The organism is Enterobacter cloacae complex sp. P43RS (assembly GCF_014930585.1).
GTDB classification, from domain to species: Bacteria; Pseudomonadota; Gammaproteobacteria; order Enterobacterales; family Enterobacteriaceae; genus Enterobacter; species Enterobacter bugandensis.
In genome coordinates, this window is the sequence record NZ_JADBRJ010000002.1 from 365,656 (window position 1) to 384,182 (window position 18,527).

Genomic DNA, 18,527 nt, shown 5'->3' on the forward strand with positions numbered 1-18,527 from the left:
GCCCACTGCGGAACTTCGCTGGTAGCAACTCTAATGACTCCTTCGGGGCCGTTTCCAACATCTCCCGCCCTGCCCTGTAGAAGCAACATGCAGATCACCACAGGAGGCTGAATCATGCACGATGAAATCATTAATCAGGCCCGCGAAATCCTCCCTCAGCGGCTCAACCATACCGACACATTGGCATCACAGCAGGACACCGCGAACTATCTGGCCCTACAGTGAAGCGCAATGCTGCTATTATCTATTCCCCTATCCACGACACCCTGACCACTGCGTCAGCAGCGCATGCAGTTTAGCCGGCTCCAGAGGCTTGCGCAGCACCAGATACCCTTCCTGCTCCGCCTCCAGCAGAACAGGCGAATTAAATTCGCCGCTGACCATCGCGCCGCTCATGTCCGGCAGACGTTCAAAAAGCGCTTTCAGGATGTCGAAGCCGCTTTCGCCGGATCGCAGGCGCTGGTCGCACAGCACGGCGAACGGGGTGAAGCCGTCGTCGATGATGGCGAACGCTTCTTCAGCGGAGGCCGCGCAGCGCACGTTGATTCCCCAAACGCTCATCAGGCTCTCCCAGGCTGACGTCACCAGCGGGTCGTCATCGACGACCAGGCAAGAACCGCGCAGCGGCGCATAGCGTACCGGCGCAGAGGCGTTGTTATCGGCGGGCGGGATGTCCGTCGCGATCTCTTCGCCAGCATATTGAGTGAAGCGCATCCAGAAGCGTGAGCCTTTACCTTCTATGGATTGCATCCCGTACTTCACCTTCATCAGCCTGGCACAGCGGGCAACCACGGCGAGGCCCAGCCCGTGTCCGGCGCTGTCGATCTTCCAGGCCAGTTCGGGGCGGTAATAAGGGGAGAAGATTTTACCTTTCTCGTCATCAGCGATACCGACACCCGTGTCCCACACCTCCACCAGGCACTCGTCACCGCGCGGTCGGATGGCAACCAGCACGCCGCCCTGCTGCGTGTAGCGAAGGGCGTTTTGAATCAGGTTAATCAGCGATTGTCGCACCAGCAGCGGGTCGCCCATCACGTGGATGCGGCGTTTGGGTCGACGGGTGGACAGCCTAAGTGCACGGCTGTTGGCCTCTTCGCGAAACAGCGTGATCACAGAGTCGAGCAGAGCGCCGATGTCCACTTTGGTAGGGGCAGTGAGCACTTTCCCGGATTCAATCTTGCTGAGGTCGAGCAGAGAATTGAACATCAAATGCACCGAGCGAACGCTCTGCTGCAGGTCAAGCAGCTGGGGCGTCAGGCTGTCGTCCCGGTTTCGGTGGATAATCGCTTCAATCAGAAAGCCCATGGCGTGTACCGGCTGACGCAGGTCGTGGCTGGCTGTCGTCAGGAACTGATTTTTATCCAGCAGCGCCTGCTCCGCTTCCTCTTTGGCCTGGCGAAACTGTTCTGCCAGGCGTGAGCTTTTTTCCTCAAGCAGCGCTTGCTGAATAAAGTACGCGTGCGACGTTAACGCATGGCGGTAAATGGCGAAGCCGTACAGCAGGTTCAGCATCAGCACAATGAATATCAGCTCGTCCAGCCGCCAGATGATGCCGATATTCAATACTCCCCAGGAGGCGAAGAAAAAGCACGTAAAAGTGCTGATGACCGGCGTCAGATGCGTTGCATTGGCGGCGACGATGGCGGCAATACTGATATTAAGGAGCAGGAAAAAGTCAAAGTTCTGCGTCTGCGGAGTAATTAAATAGAGAGATGAAATCCCCAGCCCGTGAATAAAAGCGATCTTATTTATGCGCGGAAGCCAGCGGCGCAGGACGTCCTCTTCATCATGCTCTTTCACTTCGCGCTGGTAGCGTCGGTGCAATATGCGGATTGCCACGGCACATAGCAGGTAAATAATTATCCAGATAATAGTTGGGCCAAGTTCATCGCCCAGCAAATAGATCCAGATGGCAAAAGGAATACCGACAAATGGCACCGCGCTAAAGCTGAACACCAGCCGCAAAAAAGTGTTGTTTAGCAAACGGATCTGCGCGGGAGATGAGATACCATCTTTCTGTAAACTCTGGAAAAACCTCATTCTGATGATTCCCGCTTGCCATGCAGAAGCGTGATGGCTTCGACCCGGCTGTTAACGCCTATCTTTTTCAATATATTGCTGATGTGTTCTTTGACCGTGGGCTCAGAAATTGAAAGCTGCGCGGCGATTCGTTTATTTGGCAGGCCGCGCATAATCATATTTAAAACGTCTAATTGTCGCGGCGTTAAGTTAAATTTACTTAACTTCTCATTATTCGATTCAACGGGAAAATCGTTTCTCTCAGGAAACCAGGTCAGATTATCAAGGAGTGCACAAACGGCCCGTGAGAACATTTCAGGCGGTTCGCTTTTCAATACAAATCCGTGTCCCCCGGCGGCGTGAACTTTCTGCCAGATGTCATTATTGTCGTCCCCGCTGACCACCAGGAACCGTACCTGTGGGTAATGTTGTTTTACTTCTTTGAGTAATTTCAGTGCCGTTCCGGACGAAAGCCAAAAATCGATGACCAGCAAACGCGGCGGGCCATTATCCCTAATTTGACGGTAGCAATCTTCCTCATTCGTCACCACGCTCGCCTGTTTAAACTGGCAATGTGAAATCAGAAAATTAGCGATGCCGCTTGCTACCAATGGATGGTCATCAACGACCAACGCATAATTCTGCCCCAAAGGATCCTCCTTTTACCTTCGCATATCTGAGTGTACAGATGAATTATTATCTACCCACCCTACTTTAGGAGGGTTTTTTCGATTAGGAAAGGGAAATATATTATTCGCTGATTTGGGTAATTGAAAACATAAATACAATCAGTGAAATTAACTGATTGGATATCAAGGATAATTTATGAAAAAACCACTCATCTTTTTAAGCGTTACGTTGATGCTCGCCGGTTGTTCCACGCTAAAAACCGATCAGGCTATTCCACTCCTGCAGGCAGAGACCGCTAAAATGCTGGGGTTGGGCTCATCGGATGAAATAACCGTGACCAATGTTAATGGCGCCCAGCCGGACGCACTGGGAGGGCAAAAACTGTCTTATCGCGCTACGACGGAAAAAGGGCGTATTTTCGATTGCTCATCAATGATGATGCCGGGGATTTTAGGATCCGCCCCGACGCTCAGCGCACCAACCTGTACCCCTGTTGTCACGCATAAATAATTAACGGCAAATGAAAAGGCGTACATAAATAACGCCTTTTATATTTTCTGACATATCTGAGTTTTCATAAAAACGATTTTCCAGACATCACGCTAATGAGTACGGAGATAGCCCGTGAATAACTCTACATCGCATGCTTTAGCGGTTAAGACGCCGCTTTCCAGACTTTACCTCGCTCTATTTTCCGCGCCGCTGTTACTGCTTTCACCTGCCGATTTCGCGCGTGCAGCCGATGCCATCTTTGATGGCGACGCGCGTATAACCGAAACGCTGGGTTACACCGGCGATGTTTACGTTGGACGTAATCAACCCGGAAACCTGCTGATTGATAATGGCAAAATCACCGCCTATAACATCAACATCGGTCGGTTGTTCGACGGCCAAATTTATGAAAGCGTGGTCACGGTCCGTGGGCCAAACGCTGAGCTTAACGCAGTGAACGATCAGTACGTCCTGCGCGGCGACCTGAATCTTGGCCTCGGCACCCTGCGAGTCGAAGAAGGCGCGCTGGCCAGCGCAAAAGAAATTGTTGTCGGCACCACCCGCGGCTACGACAGCCACCTTATCGCCACTGGCGCCGGCTCTCGCGTGACCAGTAATTTTCTCAGCGTAGGTACCGATCTGGGGGCACGCTCCACGCTGGCGATTGAAGACGGCGCGGCGCTCAGCACCGCCTACGATGCGCGCATCGGCAACGGTACCGGGCCGGGTGAAACCGACACGCTAAGCCCGAAAGCCACCGTCACGGGGAGCGGCTCACAGTGGAACGTTGGCCGTACGTTGACGCTTTATGGCGACCTGGACGTGCTGAACGGCGGTGCGGTTAACGTTGGCGGCGTGCAGGTGGCGGGCGTCTCCGGGGCAGGTAAAACCGCCGAGCTGGTTATTGCGGGCAAAGACTCGCGCTTTACCAGCGGCAGCAGCGTGAGCGTGGGCGATTATGGCAATGGCGTGCTGTCGGTGATTGACGGCGGTTCATTTTCCGCTGGCAGCAATACGCTGATCGTGGGGACCTCGGGTTCCGGCTCGAACCGGGGTGCGCTCATTGTCGGCAGCCGCGGCAATATGGACACCGGCACGGGTTTAACTGAGCCAACGCTTGGCACAGCGGGCGGCGCGGGTACTCTCGATGCGAATACGGCAATCAGCCTGCGCGGCGGGCTGTTCGGCAGCTATGTCTACTTCAACCATACCGATGAAAATTACGTCTTCAGCAACAAGATGAGCGGCGAAGGTGAGGTGATCAATACTTCCGGGCAGACAACGCTGAATGGCGATCTTTCAGACCTGCAGGCGAACGTGACCGCGCGCGGTGGCAAAGTCATTATCGCCAGCAACATCAACACCCAGCCAGAAGACGATATTTTTGATATTCAGACGCTTAGCGCCGAGAACGGCGGGACGCTGATCCTCAACGCGACGGCTGGATCCGACGTTAGCAACGGGCTGGGCTACAGCAGCGCCGCCTCAATCAAGGCCGGCGGAACGCTGGGAGGGAACGGCACGCTGGGCCAGACCGAGATCCTTTCCGGCGGGCATATCTCGCCAGGGGATGGCGATATCGGCACGCTGACGCTGAAACGTTATCTGAATTTTGTGGGTGACTCTTTCTATGATGTCGATATCGCCGGTGATGGCCGCAGCGACCAGCTGCTGGTCGCAGGCAAAACGACCATCAGCGATCGGGCTCAGGTACAGGTCACTGCGCTGGATCCGCAAACCAGCTACAAAACGGGCCAAAGCTACCGCATTTTAACCTCCGACGGGGGAATTGACGGTCAGTTCGCGGGGGCGGTGTCTAAATCCGCCTTCCTGGACGTGGCGCTCAACCAGAGCACCAACGCCGTCGATCTGACTATCGCGCAGAAAGAGACCGGCGGCGAGAATCCGGGAGGCGAAAACCCGGGAGGTGAAAATCCAGGAGGAGGAAACCCAGGCGGTGAGAACCCGGGCGGAGAAAACCCGGGCGGAGAAAACCCGGGCGGAGAAAACCCTGGCAGTGAGAATCCGGGCAGCGGCAAGCCGGGGATTTTCCAGACCGTCGCCAAAAGCAGCAACCAGTGGAATACCGCCGGCGCGCTCTCCACCCTGACACAAAGCGGCCCGTCACTGGCGCTGTATAACTCGCTGCTGGTACTCAGCGCGCCGGAAGCGCGCGAGGCGTTCAACCAGCTGTCCGGTGAAGTTTATCCGTCAATGCAGTCCAACCTGATCGCTGGCAGCACGCAGGTGTTTAACGTCTTAAACCAGCGTATGCAGCGCGCGTTTGATAACGACAGCCTGCCGATACCACCGTTAGCGATGTCGCTGGTGCAGCAGCCGGAGCCACAAAACAATGGCGTCTGGGGCCAGACCTTCAGCTCCTGGAGCCGAAACGACGGCGACGGTAACGTGGGCAAGCTGGACGGCAACACCACCGGCTTCCTGCTGGGAGCAGATCGCAAGCTGGCGGATCATAACGTGCGTGTCGGTGGCTACTTCGGCTACAGCCGCGGTGATTACGACGTCGACAGCCGTCGTTCCTCAACGGATACCGATAACTACCACCTTGGCCTGTATGCGGCGGGTCAACAGGATGCGTTCTCCCTTCGCGGCGCGCTGGGTTACACCTGGCACAAGATCGAAGGCGAGCGCAGCGTTGATTTCAGCGGCTTCTCGGATCGGCTGAAGTCGGATTACGACGCCAACTCGCTGCTGGCATTCACCGAAGCGGGCTACCGCTTCGGCCAGCCTGATATGAATATCGAGCCGTTCGTCAATTTATCGTACATTCGACTGCATACCGACAGCTTCAGGGAAGACGGCGGTGCCGCCGCGCTGAGCGTAAGTAACGAAACGATGAACACCTTCTACTCCACCCTCGGGGTGCGCGGTGTGACCGAGCTGCCAAAGAACGTGAACCTCTACGGTTCGTTGGGCTGGCAGCACGCCTATGGCGATAAGAATACCTCTTCGCGCATGGCGTTTGCGGGCAGCGACGCGTTCATTACTCAGGGGCAGGCCGTGGATGAGGACGTTATGGTGGGTGATATCGGCGTGAGCGTACAGCTGTCGCGTGCTGCGACGCTGGATGTGGGTTATCAGGGGCAATATGGTGCGGATACCCGCGTCAACTCGGTTAACGCTAATCTGCGCTGGTCGTTCTGAATTATTTCCAGTAAAAGAACCCGCCCTTGTGGCGGGTTTTTGCTTTTAGGCTCTGAGGAATTCAGGGATCGTTCCCAACCACATCCAGCAGTTTGTTTTTAAAGATAAACAAACACGCCTCGTTGAAGTTCTCCGCCCCCAGGCGTTCCGACAGCGCTGTCCGTTTGCGATAGAGGCTCTTCACCGACGTGTTCAGTTCATCGGCAATCGCTTCCATCGACATCCCTGCCCTCAACAACCGCAGCATGATCGCTTCGTGCGTGCCAAGCCGTAAGTTAAGCAGCCACTTGGTGGTCAGACGCCTGCCCTTCATATTGAGCACCAGGTTAAATAACGATGCCATATCCGGCGCCGTAAGCGACGTGTTCATAAACAACTTCATACTGAGTAGATTCTCCTCGCGATGTCGCATATCCAGCATAACGCAGCAGATCGTTTTTTTTGTTCTGGCCGGATGGCGTATCAGGTAATCATATAAACGGAGCGGAGAACGGCTATCAATCAACACAGAATATTCATCTGCACCGTTATCAAATATGTTTCTGTCAATCGAGTCGAGCAGGATAATATCCGGGAAAAATAGCCTCATCCCCCTGACAAGATAGCGATCCTGGGTCACTAACACTATTGAAGTTGCCACTAACCATCCCTTTTAGATTAAAGCAAGAACGCACCTTCAGAAAGAAGGCCGCCTTCGTTTTATAGCGCTGTAATATTAACGACAATATGTATTCTGGCGTTGAACATCCCTCAATACAGACATTGATGAGTAAGACTTCCTGTAGACTTTCATTCAATGGCTGGCGTTAATTATAAATAAAAAACAATCGCAGAAAAGTCACTTCGCTGAACATTAAGACTTTTTGTCATGAAACTTCCCAAACATGCACCAGAAAGTACTTTAATTGCTACAATAAAACCTCGCCGGGAATATAAGCAAACTCAAAAAGACATAAATAAAACACATTAATATCAAATAGTTACAAATACATATTCAATTCAAAATAATCACAAAAGACATCTCATTCCAGAATTATCCCAAAACTACCCCTCTGCTTTTCACCATATTTATCCGGCAACATATCAGGTGTACATTACCTTCCACCCAGTTCCCAAAGAGGAGGTTCCATAATTACCTTAAAGTAAGTACCCCATAACGTTACTGCATTCAGATTTAATGTTCTCATTTATGGCCTTTAACGCAGAGTTAAAAGGCGGCCGTGTTATGCAATGGATTCATGATAAACAAATGGCAAATAGATATGGAAAGATCGCTTCGCTTCAATACGTTATTCTTTTATCGCGCCCCAGGATTATTGTTTCTGCTATTTCTGTTTCCTGTTCTCGTTCAGGCAACGGAATCCGTTTATGAGCAACAGATTCAACAGGCACGTAACGGTAATTACACGCCGTTTCTCAATTATCTTCAGCGGTATCAGCAACAGCATGCTCTGACGCCCGAGCAAGTGGCGGACTGGTTACAGGTGGCTGCATGGGCAGGTCGTCATGACGAGGTGATTCAGCTCTGGCAGCGCTATGGCATTTATATGCCGCTGCCCGCTCGCGGCGTTGCGGCTGTCGCGCAGGCCAGGAGAGATCAAAAAGCGTGGCAGCCTGCCTTATCACTGTGGAAAGAGGCGCTTAGCCTTGCGCCACATAATGACGATTATCGTATCGGCTATATCAAAACCCTGGCCGATGCCCGCATGGATACGCTCGCTCTGCAGGAAGCCCGCCAGCTGGTGACGGAGGATCCCTCTCCGGCGCATCTTCAGACGCTTTCGTACGTCTGGTTACGCCAGGGAAAAAGCTGGGATCGGCTTTTAGCGGACACGCGCGCGCTGACCCTTGCGCCGGAGAATAACGCGCTCCTTAGCGAGTTGATTGACGCGCTAACGGATAACCGGGTGAGTACTCCCGCGCTGATGCTGTCACAAAGGGTAACGCTGACCCCCGCGCAGCGCCGCCGTCTGGAGCTTAATGCCGCCGCAGAATGGGTTCGCCTTGCCGACGTGCCTGGCAGAACGGAAAAGGAGCGCCTGCAGCTGGCGCAAACGGCACTGAATCGTTACGACGCCCTGCTCTCACGCTGGCAACACGAACCGCAGGCAGCGGAAGACATCATCCTCGCCCGTATCGACAGGCTGGGTGCGCTGTACGCGCATGGCGATTACCCGCAGGTCATCCGTGAATATCAGGCGCTGACGGAGGCGCAGCATCCGGTGCCGGGCTGGGCCATCGGCTGGGCGATCTCCGCGTATCTGCAGGAGAAAAACGCCACTGCCGCCTTCTCGCTGCTGCAACGCTATCCGCAATACGCCGCCGATCCGCAGGACGAGGAGCATGCGCTTTTCTACGCCTGGCTGGACACGGGGCAGTATCAGGCCGCTCGCCAGTACGTAGAGCGCCAGACCCGCAGCGTTCCGTGGATCCGCTACGATTTCGGCTCGCCCACTCCGCAGCCCAACGATCGGTGGCTTACCGGGCAGTCGCTCAAATTTAACTATTTGCTCTCAACCAACGCCCTGCCGGATGCGGATAAGCTGGCGCACCGTCTGGCCACAACGGCGCCGGGCAATCAGGGGCTGCAGATTGACTATGCCACCCTGCTTCAGGCGCGGGGCCAGCCGCGCGCGGCCGAGCAAACGTTAAAAAGGGCGGAGGCGCTGGAGCCATCTAATCTGGAGCTGGAACAGCAGCAGGCTTACGTCGCCATGGATCTGCAGGAGTGGCGCCAGATGGATTTACTGGCCGACGACGTGCTTGCCCGCGCGCCCGTTGCTCGCAGCGCCAGGCGTCTGAACAGGCTCAGAACGGTGCATCACATGTCCGAGCTGCGCCTTAACGCGAGCAAGGGCTTGCACTCCGATAACCCCATCAGCGGGACGCACGACCTGAACGGGGATGCCACGCTCTATGGTCCACCGGTAGCGGATAGCTGGCGGCTGTTTGCGGGTACCCGCTATGCGCAGGGTAATTTCGATGAAGGCAAAGGCACCAGCCGTCACCTCCTGGGCGGCATCGAGTGGCGTCCTCGCGACCTTCAGCTCGAAGCCGAGGTATCCAGCAACCGCTATCACGGTGAAAACAAGCCGGGTGCTCGCCTCTCAACCACGTACTTTCTCAATGATAACTGGCAGTTCAGCGGCAGCCTTGAACGCTTATCCCGCACCGCGCCGCTACGGGCATTACGCAACGGGATTAGCGCCAACCGGGGTGAAGGCGGGATCCGCTGGTATCAAAACGAGCGCCGTGAGTACCAGTTCAGCGCCGCCGTCAGCCGCTTCTCAGACCATAATCGCCGACAGGAATACACCCTTACGGGTAAGGAGCGTCTCTGGCAGACCCCGACCCTGACGCTGGATCTTGAACCGGGGATCGCCGCCAGTAAAAACAGCCTGCGGGACACGCTCTATTACAACCCGGCGCGGGATCTGTCCGTGACGGCCGCCCTGTCCGTGGACCATGAGATGTACCGCCATTACGACACCCTCTGGAGCCAGCAGTTGGTGGCGGGAGGCGGCAGCTACTGGCAGAAAAACCAGTCCGTTGGCGCCATCGCCCTGCTGGGCTACGGGCAACGCGTCCAGTGGAATAACGTCATTGATACCGGCGTGATGCTGAACTGGGATAAACGCCCTTACGACGGCAAACGCGAGAGCAACCTCTCCGTCACGCTTGACGCGACTTTACGCTTTTAAGGATGAATATGCTGAACACACGTTTTTCCGTGAGCCTGATCCTCATCGGCTGGCTCTGCCTCAGCGCGAGCGTCTGGGCGCAGGCGATCTCGTTCGTTGCGCCCAGCGAGCGGCCGCAGCCGGAGGCGAGCAAACCCTGGCCGCAGAACCAGTTTCTGGTGCTGGCCTACCACGACGTCGAAGACGATGCCGCCGATCAGCGCTACCTCTCCGTGCGCACCAGCGCGCTAAACGAGCAGATTAGCTGGCTTCTGCACAACGGCTATCACGCCATCAGCGTGCAGGACATTCTGGACGCGCATGACGGCAAAAAATCGCTGCCGCCGAAAGCCGTTCTGCTCAGCTTTGACGACGGCTACAGCAGCTTCTACACCCGCGTCTGGCCGCTGCTTAAGGCCTGGAACGTGCCTGCGCTCTGGGCGCCGGTGGGCAGCTGGGTGGATACGCCAGCAAACCAGAAGGTGAACTTTGGCGGCCTGATGACGCCCCGGGATCGCTTCGCGACCTGGGACATGGTGCGCGAGCTCAGCCAGTCTCCGCTGGTTGAGATCGGATCGCATACCTGGGCCTCGCATTACGGCATCGTCGCCAACCCGCAGGGCAGCCGCGAACCGGCCATCGCCAACCGCTTTTATGATAAAGCGACAGGGCGCTATGAAACTGACCAGCAGTTCAGCCAGCGGATCGGCGATGACGTCCGCAAGGTGACGGAGAAAATCGCGCAGGTGACGGGCAAAGCGCCGCGCGCCTGGGTCTGGCCTTACGGTGCCGCCAGCGGTACGTCGCTCGCCATCGCCAGGCAGCAGGGCTACCGGCTCGCCTTTACTCTGGAGGACGGGCTGGGTGACGTGCGCAATCTCGGTAGCATTCCCCGTTTGCTGATCGCCGGCAACCCCTCGCTCAAAGCGTTTGCCAGTTCGGTCAGCCGGGTTCAGGAGCACGATCCCGTGCGCGTGATGCACGTCGATCTCGACTACGTCTACGATCCCGATCCGGCTCAGCAGACCCAAAACATCAACAGGCTGATCCAGCGGGTCTACGACATGAAAATCAGCCACGTCTTCCTGCAGGCGTTTGCCGACCCGCAGGGCGATGGCAGGATCAGGGCGCTCTATTTCCCCAACCGCCGGCTTCCGGTCCGGGCCGATCTCTTTAACTTCGTATCCTGGCAGCTGCAAACCCGCGCGGGGGTGAAGGTCTACGCGTGGATGCCGGTGCTCTCGTTCGATCTCGATCCTGCCCTGCCGCGCGTGCAGCGCCGGGACGATCGAACCGGCCAGCTGCGCGAGGCCAATGAGCCCTACATCAGGCTTTCACCGTGGGACCCGCAGGTTCGCCTGCAGGTGACGGAAATCTATGAAGATCTGGCCCGCCATGCCAGCTTCAACGGGATCCTGTTCCATGACGATGCGGTACTGACGGACGTTGACGCTGCCGGGCAGGACACGACGCGCCAGAAAAGCCGGAGGCTTATCGATTTTACCCTCGCTCTGAGCCAGGCGGTGAAGCACATCCGCGGCCCGCAGATAAAAACCGCGCGCAATATGTTCGTCCTTCCCATTCTGCAGCCCGAAAGCGAAGCGTGGTTTGCGCAAAAACTCGATGATTTTCTGGCGGCCTATGACTGGACGGTGCCCATGGCAATGCCGCTGATGGAGTCCGTTCCGGCGAACGAGAGCAATGCCTGGCTGACGCGTTTGATCAAGGCCGTCGCCGCGCGGCCCGGCGCGCTGGATAAAACCATTTTCGAGCTGCAGGCCAGAGACTGGGAGCAGAAGCCGCAGCGCGCCGTCTCCGACAGTCAGCTTGCGGCGTGGATGCGCGTCCTCCAGCTGAACGGCATCAAAAACTACGGCTACTACCCTGACGATTTCATCAATAACCAGCCTGATATCTCGCGCATCAGGCCCGTCTTTTCTTCCTACTGGTACCCTGACAATGACTGATCGCATAATCGCCTTTTCAATTTTGTGTCTGGTATTCGGGCTGCCGTTAGGTGTGGCCGCCCTCTTTACCGGCGAGCTGATTCTGGATTTTGTCTTTTTCTGGCCGCTGTTTATGTCCGTGCTCTGGGTCACCGGCGGCCTCTATTTCTGGTTTCAGCTTGAACGCCGCTGGTCGTGGGATAAAGACACGCCCGCCCCGACGCTCGCCGGCGAGCCGCTCATCTCAATTCTAATCCCCTGCTTCAATGAGGAAAGAAACGCCAGAGAGACCATCAGCGCCGCGCTGGCTCAGCGATACGAGAATATTGAAGTGATCGCCATCAACGACGGCTCGTCTGATAACACCGCGCAGGTGCTGCAGCAGCTGGCGCTGGAGCAGCCGCGTCTGCGGGTGATTAACCTCGCGGAGAACCAGGGAAAAGCGGTGGCGCTCAAAGCCGGGGCGGCGGCGGCCCGGGGCGATCTGCTGGTCTGCATTGACGGCGACGCCCTGCTCGACCGCGACACCGCGGCCTATCTGGTCGCGCCGCTGATTCAGTATCCCCACGTCGGGGCGGTTACCGGGAACCCGCGCATTCGCACGCGCTCCACGCTGATTGGCCGCATTCAGGTTGGCGAGTTTTCGTCCATCATTGGGCTCATCAAGCGGACGCAGCGGATCTATGGCCGGGTCTTTACCGTCTCCGGCGTCATCGCCGCCTTTCGTCGGCAGGCGCTGGCGGACGTCGGGTACTGGAGCCCGGACATGATCACCGAAGACATCGACATCAGCTGGAAGCTCCAGCTGCGCCACTGGGATATCTTTTTCGAGCCGCGGGCGCTGTGCTGGATCCTGATGCCGGAGACGCTGAAGGGCCTGTGGAAGCAGCGTCTGCGCTGGGCACAGGGCGGCGCGGAGGTATTTCTGGTCAACCTGCGCAAGATGGCGCGCTGGGAGCATCACCGCATGTGGCCCCTGTTTCTGGAGTACGCGCTGTCAACGCTGTGGGCCTTCGCGTATGCGATAACGGTGCTGCTGTACATCATCAGCCACGTCGCGCCCATTCCCGCCAGGCTGACCGTTGAAACCCTGTTTCCCCCGGCGTTTACCGGGCTGCTGCTGGGCGTGATGTGCCTGCTGCAGTTCCTGGTCAGCTTGTACATCGAGCGGCGCTATGAGCGCAAGGTGGCAAGCTCGCTTTTCTGGGTGATTTGGTTCCCAATGGTCTACTGGATGATTGGTCTGTTCACCACCCTCGTCGCATTTCCAAAAGTCATGCTTAAACGTCAGCGCGCCCGCGCGCGCTGGATCAGTCCGGACCGGGGAAAAGGAAGCCTTCAATGAACGAAAATACCTTAATTTTGACTGAACATCGGTTGCTGCCACGACTTTTTGATGCCGCGTTAACCGTGGTGGCGTGGGGCGGGTTTCTGTTTTTCCTGTATGCCAGGCTGTGGATGCAGTTAACCGAGGAGAGCGACCACCGGTGGAGCGTGATTATTGCCTCCTTTAATACGGTGTTGATCTATTTGCTGTTCGCCGCGCTCAACGGCTGGCTGCTGATTTTGTGGTATCAGTACAACCGCTGCCGCGCGAACGTAAGACGACGTCAGCCGGGCTTGTTGCATCATGACGAACTTGCCCGCAGCTTTAACGTCTCACCGCAGCTCATCTCGGAGATGAGCCAGCACAACCTGCTGACGGTTTATCATGACCAGATTGGACGCATCATCGAATTGAAAACCAGCGCGCAGCAGGACGAGGAAGCGCAGTAACTAAAAGCCCCCACAGAGAATACCCTGCGGGGGCTTTTTTAGCGCAGATGCTCGTTACTTATCCTTGAGTACAATCAGCGGCTCGATATCGCTCTCTTTTTTCACCACCAGCGAGTCATCACCGCGCAGGCAGGTCCCGCCGTAATTTCCGCCCACGGTAAAGGTACAGACCTGAATGTACTTGCCGTCCACGTTTGGCAGGCACCACAGCTGCTGGTAGATATTTTTGCGGTCAACAAACTTGCCGCTGGATTTATCCAGCAGCTCGTCCTGGGCGCTGATGAGATCGATATTGCTGCCGCAGCGTCCGGCAATCGGCTTGACGGCGTATCCGGTCTGCTTCAGTAGGTCGTTCACTTCAAAATCGGTGTCGAGCAGGTAACGGTGGTTCGGGAACAGCTGCCACAGGACCGGAAGAATCGCCTTGTTGCCGGGAATAACGGTCCACAGCGGTTCAAAGACCAGCACTTCCGGGCGCAGCAGAACATCAATCAGGCGTACCTCGCCCGCAGGATGCCCGGTGCGGATCGGCACGGCGGCGTATTCGGTTTCGCTGACCTCGCGGATCTGCTCTATCGCCGTCTCCCACGCCCAGGTTTTCCACACGCAGTTGACGTGGCGACCTTCGTCGTCAATCAGCTGCCCGGCAGCATCCCAGCTCAGGGCGCCAAGCCCGTGCAGAATTTTGGTTTCAAACCCGGCCTGCATCAGCGAGCGCTGGATAAAGAGCGCGTGATAGTCCTCTTCGACATCGTTGTCCTGCATGATGTGAACGAACGGCCGCGCGTGGCTGTGCTTCCATGCGCCGGTCAGCTCTTCCAGCAGCCCTTCCGCCGGGTTGTGCCCGTTGCCGCGATAGCCGTTTTTGACCCACTCTTCGAGGATCAACCCGCCTTCTGTGTGACAAGACGCGGAGTCGGCATTGTACTCGTAGACCTTAATCCCGCGCTCATCCATGCAGAAATCCATACGACCGGTGATCATATGGTGGCGGCGCCACTGCCAGGAGAGGCGCAGGCGCGGCCAGAGGATTTTCGGGATGTCGAAAAGCGCCAGCAGATTGTCGTCTTTCAGCACCTTGTCCGTCGCGTGCAGGTACATCAGGTGCAGTTCGTTGGTGGCCTTGATCAGCTCCTGCTCGGCGCTTTCGGTGATGGTGAAATACTGGCAGGGATCTTTGTTGATCACATGGCCGTTGGCGCGGATATATGCCTGCTGCAGCGCGTCATTTTCGTTCAGCCATTTTCCGTCGAACTGACGTTTGTTTTTCAGCCGCGCACCGCGGATTTTCAGCAGTTCACCGTCCGGTTCAGGCTGGGGAATGCTGTGCTCCGTGTCGTCCGTCTGGATCATCCAGCCGAGAATTTCGGTATCGCTGAAGGTGTCATGAAGGGTATAGCAGCCATTCTCCACGGTCATGCGCAGCTCGCGCGTCCACTGCTGCCCGAGCGGCAGCGGGGAGTGAATCACGTTCTGCTCCGCAATACGCACCTTATCGTCGAGAAGCTGGGTGATCACCGCCACGTGGCCGGTCTCGTGAAACTCGCCGCCTTTTTGCCAGATCAGCAACGCCCCGGCGCGCGGTGCGCGCTTCGAGCCGTTGGCAAAAGCCTGAAGGGGCAGAATGTTATCGTTCACCACCTGGCGCAAAAAGCGCAGGGAGAAGATTTCCCACGCCATGCCGACGTCGGTAAACACGAAGCCATAGTTGAGGAACAGGAAACGGCGGGCAAACTCAACGCACTGCCACTTGTGGCCCATGTATTCGTTGCCAATATAGCTGCGAAAGTCCGCGTCTTCCGGGTAGTTACGCGGGTCCAGACTGCCGTAATTTGAAGAGTAAATCGCCACGCCACCGGGCGCATAGCCTAACAACGTCCCGAATGGCGCATCACTGCTTAACTTTCCTTTACGCATGTATCCAACCTAAAACAGGCAGGCGGCAATTTTTTGAAGGGTTGTCGTCGTCTGCACGTTGTAATTAACCTGACAGAGGAGCGTTTATCATACACCTGCGCGACGCGTGAATAACATTTAAAACAGCCAGCATGCCGCGAAATGCCCTGGCGCAATCTCCTGCATCGCAGGCTCCTGCGTCTGGCAAACCGGCATGGCGTGCGGGCAGCGGCTGCAGAACTTACAGCCCGGCAGCGCGGACGTGGGGCCTGGAATGTCGCCGCGCAGGGTGGCGTCTTCGAGATTGCGGATGCGCGGATCGGGCTGGGGAACCGCCGCCAGCAGCGCGCGGGTGTAAGGGTGTGCCGGGCGCTGATACAGTTCATTCGCCGGGGCCACCTCTACCAGTTTGCCGAGATACATCACCCCAATGCGGCTGGAGATATGGCGCACCATGGAGAGATCGTGGGCGATAAACAGATAGGTTAGCCCCAACTCCTGCTGCAGGTCCTGCAAAATATTCACCACCTGCGCCTGCACCGATACGTCCAGCGCCGAGAGCGGCTCATCGCACAGCACAAATTCAGGATGCACGGACAACGCGCGGGCAATACTGATGCGCTGACGCTGCCCGCCGCTGAACTCATGCGGGAACCGTTCAAGGTGTTCGTGCTTCAGCCCCACTTTGTAGAGCAGCGTTTCCGTACGTTCTCGCTGTTCTTCGCGGCTGTAGCCGTGGATCTGCATCGGTTCGGCCACCAGCTGTCGCACCGTCATACCGGGGTTGAGCGAGGAGTAAGGATCCTGAAAAATTGCCTGCATCCGCTTACGCAGCGGCTTGAGCTCTCTTTCGCGGGCGTGGGCGATTGCCTGTCCGGCAAAGTGGATCTCGCCCGCGGTGATATCGAAAAGGCGCAGTATGGCGCGCCCGAGGGTGGATTTTCCGCAGCCGGACTCCCCCACCAGGCCAAACGTCTCGCCGGACTGGATATCAAAGCTCACGCCATCAACCGCCTTCACGGCCACGCCTTTACGCAGCAAACCGCCGTTGAGCGGATAGTGCTTGCGCAGATCGCGCACGCTCACTAATGGCGCCTGTTGTTCACTCATGCCTGAATCTCCTCGGCCCATAGCCAGCAGGCGGCGCGATGGCCCTCTCCGGCGGTGTAAAATGCGGGTTGCCGTTCACACTGGGGCATGCGCTTCGGGCAGCGTTCCGCAAATGGACAGCCCGGCGGCGGGTTAAGCAGGCCAGGCGGCGAACCTTCAATGGGCGATAAACGTTGATTCACCTCATCCGGGCGCGGCAGCGAGGCCAGCAGACCCTGGGTGTAAGGATGCGCAGGGTGATAAAAAATGTCCTCCACGCTCCCCTCCTCCATCACCAGCCCGCCGTACATCACCACCACGCGGCTGCAGACCTGCGCCACCACGCCGAGATCGTGGGTGATCAGCAAAATCGCGGTCCGGGTCTGCTGTTGCAGACTTTTCAGCAGGCGCAGGATCTGCGCCTGAATGGTCACGTCCAGCGCGGTGGTCGGCTCATCGGCAATAAGAAGCTTCGGATTGCAGGAGAGCGCAATAGCGATCATCACGCGCTGGCGCATTCCACCGCTGAACTCGTGGGGATACTGGTCGTATCGGCGTTCCGCTTCAGCAATGCCCACCTGATCCAGCATGGCTATTGCTGCCGCTTTGGCCGCTTTTTTCGACAGTTTTTTATTTCGCACCAGGATCTCAGACATCTGCTTGCCGATAGTGAGCACCGGGTTCAGGGCGGTCATCGGATCCTGAAAAATCATCGCGATCTCGTTGCCGCGAATGGCACGCATCTGCGCGGGCGTTTTCTGCGCCAGGTCCTCATTCTGGAAGCGAATGCTGCCGCCGGTTATCCGTCCGTTGCTCCCCAGAAGCTGGATAATCGACTTACAGGTGACGCTTTTCCCGCAGCCCGACTCGCCGACGATACCGACGAGTTCCCCCGGCTGAACCTGAAAGCTCACGCCACGCACCGCCTGAACCTCGCCCTCGCGGGTGCGGAACGTGGTTTGCAGGTTCTCAAGCGCTAATAAGTTACTCATCGCGATTTGCTCCCGGCTCAAAGGCGGTACGGAACACATCGCCCAGCACGTTAAAGCTGAACACCGTCAGCAGGATCAGAATGCCGGGGAACATCGCCAGCCACGACGCTTCGCCAATATAAGACTGGGCGTTGTTAAGCATGCTTCCCCATGATGCCGCCGGTGCCTGCACGCCCAGCCCTAAGAAGCTGAGCGTTGACTCCATCAGAATGGCCGAGGCGATATTCAGCGTGGCCGCCACGATAATGGTCGGCAGCACGCCGGGAATGATGTGGCGCCCGATAATACGCAGCGGATGCGCTCCCGACGCGCGGGCATAAAGCACGTACTCGCGCTCTTTCACCGATAGGGTTTCAGCACGCACCAGACGCGACATGTTCATCCACGTCAGCAGGCTGATAATCAGAATGATGTTATCCACGCCCGGCTTGAGGTAAGCATTCACCACCAGCAGCAGGAAGAAGGCCGGAATGGCCATCAGGATATCCACGGCGCGCATCATCAGGTTATCCAGCCAGCCGCCAAAATAGCCGCTCACCGTTCCTACCACCGTGCCGATAAGCGTGGAAAAGAGCATGGCAAGAAAACCGACCATCAGGGAGATCTGGCCGCCATACAGCGCTCGGGTAAAGTAGTCGCGCCCGTACTCGTCGGTGCCGAACCAGTGCGCGGCATCCGGCGGCAACGTGCGCGCGCCGAGCGCCATCCGATCTGGATCGTACGGACTTAACCCCGCACAGAGCGCGGCGACAACGAAAATAAAAAGCACAAACAGGGAGAACTGCGCCGGACGGTTGCGGCGCAGCTGGTGACGAACCTGCTGCCAGCGTCTGCTCATCCGG

At 57.1% G+C, this 18,527-nt stretch carries 13 protein-coding genes; 6 read left to right on the top strand and 7 right to left on the bottom strand.

The window, feature by feature from the left end; all coding sequences use genetic code 11:
* Positions 1-252: 252 nt before the first annotated feature.
* Positions 253-2,040, bottom strand: coding sequence for a hybrid sensor histidine kinase/response regulator (locus IM294_RS05580; RefSeq protein ID WP_047367408.1), 1,788 nt, complete (start codon positions 2,038-2,040; stop codon positions 253-255).
* Positions 2,037-2,669, bottom strand: a complete 633-nt coding sequence (locus IM294_RS05585) for a response regulator transcription factor (RefSeq protein ID WP_126817160.1) — start codon at positions 2,667-2,669, stop codon at positions 2,037-2,039. The genes IM294_RS05580 and IM294_RS05585 overlap by 4 nt, the downstream gene beginning before the upstream one ends.
* A gap of 175 nt (positions 2,670-2,844) precedes the next feature.
* Here IM294_RS05585 and IM294_RS05590 point away from each other — a divergent pair, with 175 nt between their 5' ends.
* Both IM294_RS05590 and IM294_RS05595 read left to right on the top strand, forming a co-directional pair.
* The gene (locus IM294_RS05590) at positions 2,845-3,159 is read left to right on the top strand and encodes a lipoprotein (RefSeq protein ID WP_028014394.1); all 315 of its coding nucleotides are present in this window, start codon (positions 2,845-2,847) and stop codon (positions 3,157-3,159) included.
* A 114-nt stretch (positions 3,160-3,273) separates the two neighbouring features.
* Positions 3,274-6,306 carry an autotransporter domain-containing protein gene (locus tag IM294_RS05595; protein ID WP_126817159.1) on the top strand — a complete coding sequence of 1,011 codons (3,033 nt, stop codon included), beginning with the start codon at positions 3,274-3,276 and terminating at the stop codon, positions 6,304-6,306.
* 61 nt (positions 6,307-6,367) lie between these two features.
* On the opposite strand, the gene IM294_RS05600 is transcribed toward IM294_RS05595, so the two are convergent.
* Complete coding sequence (locus IM294_RS05600) at positions 6,368-6,895, bottom strand: helix-turn-helix domain-containing protein (protein ID WP_048959537.1); 528 nt, start codon at positions 6,893-6,895, stop codon at positions 6,368-6,370.
* Positions 6,896-7,568: 673 nt separating this feature from the next.
* Between IM294_RS05600 and pgaA the strand changes: the two genes are divergently transcribed.
* The 4 genes from pgaA to pgaD are packed head-to-tail and all read left to right on the top strand — an operon-like array spanning position 7,569 to position 13,708.
* Positions 7,569-10,007 carry a poly-beta-1,6 N-acetyl-D-glucosamine export porin PgaA gene (pgaA, locus tag IM294_RS05605; protein WP_126817157.1) on the top strand — a complete coding sequence of 813 codons (2,439 nt, stop codon included), beginning with the start codon at positions 7,569-7,571 and terminating at the stop codon, positions 10,005-10,007.
* Positions 10,008-10,015: 8 nt separating this feature from the next.
* Positions 10,016-11,953 (top strand): poly-beta-1,6-N-acetyl-D-glucosamine N-deacetylase PgaB, encoded by a 1,938-nt coding sequence (gene pgaB, locus IM294_RS05610; RefSeq protein WP_193360309.1) that lies wholly within the window; start codon positions 10,016-10,018, stop codon positions 11,951-11,953.
* A complete protein-coding gene (gene pgaC / locus IM294_RS05615; RefSeq protein WP_049000669.1) occupies positions 11,946-13,277 on the top strand; it encodes a poly-beta-1,6-N-acetyl-D-glucosamine synthase in 1,332 nt (443 codons plus the stop codon). The genes pgaB and pgaC overlap by 8 nt, the downstream gene beginning before the upstream one ends.
* Positions 13,274-13,708 (top strand): poly-beta-1,6-N-acetyl-D-glucosamine biosynthesis protein PgaD, encoded by a 435-nt coding sequence (gene pgaD, locus IM294_RS05620; protein ID WP_126817152.1) that lies wholly within the window; start codon positions 13,274-13,276, stop codon positions 13,706-13,708. The genes pgaC and pgaD overlap by 4 nt, the downstream gene beginning before the upstream one ends.
* A 54-nt stretch (positions 13,709-13,762) precedes the next feature.
* On the opposite strand, the gene gss is transcribed toward pgaD, so the two are convergent.
* The 4 genes from gss to IM294_RS05640 form a co-directional block, all read right to left on the bottom strand.
* Entirely contained in the window at positions 13,763-15,625 is a 1,863-nt protein-coding gene (gene gss / locus IM294_RS05625) for a bifunctional glutathionylspermidine amidase/synthase (protein ID WP_048959534.1), read from the bottom strand.
* A 117-nt stretch (positions 15,626-15,742) separates the two neighbouring features.
* Entirely contained in the window at positions 15,743-16,714 is a 972-nt protein-coding gene (locus IM294_RS05630) for an ABC transporter ATP-binding protein (protein ID WP_100170861.1), read from the bottom strand.
* Positions 16,711-17,685: an ABC transporter ATP-binding protein gene (locus IM294_RS05635; protein ID WP_126817147.1), complete on the bottom strand. Its 975-nt coding sequence runs from the start codon at positions 17,683-17,685 to the stop codon at positions 16,711-16,713. The genes IM294_RS05630 and IM294_RS05635 overlap by 4 nt, the downstream gene beginning before the upstream one ends.
* On the bottom strand, positions 17,678-18,523 hold the full coding sequence (locus tag IM294_RS05640) for an ABC transporter permease (protein WP_126817145.1): 846 nt from the start codon (positions 18,521-18,523) through the stop codon (positions 17,678-17,680). Before IM294_RS05640 ends, IM294_RS05635 begins: the two co-directional genes overlap by 8 nt.
* Positions 18,524-18,527: the final 4 nt, after the last annotated feature.

What these genes read in the sequence shown, in the direction of transcription:
- IM294_RS05580 (WP_047367408.1), bottom strand. Translation starts at nt 2,040, where the DNA reads ATGAGGTTTTTCCAGAGTTTACAGAAAGATGGTATCTCATCTCCCGCG.
- IM294_RS05590 (WP_028014394.1), top strand. Translation starts at nt 2,845, where the DNA reads ATGAAAAAACCACTCATCTTTTTAAGCGTTACGTTGATGCTCGCCGGT.
- IM294_RS05600 (WP_048959537.1), bottom strand. Translation starts at nt 6,895, where the DNA reads ATGAGGCTATTTTTCCCGGATATTATCCTGCTCGACTCGATTGACAGA.
- pgaA (WP_126817157.1), top strand. Translation starts at nt 7,569, where the DNA reads ATGGAAAGATCGCTTCGCTTCAATACGTTATTCTTTTATCGCGCCCCA.
- pgaB (WP_193360309.1), top strand. Translation starts at nt 10,016, where the DNA reads ATGCTGAACACACGTTTTTCCGTGAGCCTGATCCTCATCGGCTGGCTC.
- pgaC (WP_049000669.1), top strand. Translation starts at nt 11,946, where the DNA reads ATGACTGATCGCATAATCGCCTTTTCAATTTTGTGTCTGGTATTCGGG.
- pgaD (WP_126817152.1), top strand. Translation starts at nt 13,274, where the DNA reads ATGAACGAAAATACCTTAATTTTGACTGAACATCGGTTGCTGCCACGA.
- gss (WP_048959534.1), bottom strand. Translation starts at nt 15,625, where the DNA reads ATGCGTAAAGGAAAGTTAAGCAGTGATGCGCCATTCGGGACGTTGTTA.
- IM294_RS05630 (WP_100170861.1), bottom strand. Translation starts at nt 16,714, where the DNA reads ATGAGTGAACAACAGGCGCCATTAGTGAGCGTGCGCGATCTGCGCAAG.
- IM294_RS05635 (WP_126817147.1), bottom strand. Translation starts at nt 17,685, where the DNA reads ATGAGTAACTTATTAGCGCTTGAGAACCTGCAAACCACGTTCCGCACC.
- IM294_RS05640 (WP_126817145.1), bottom strand. Translation starts at nt 18,523, where the DNA reads ATGAGCAGACGCTGGCAGCAGGTTCGTCACCAGCTGCGCCGCAACCGT.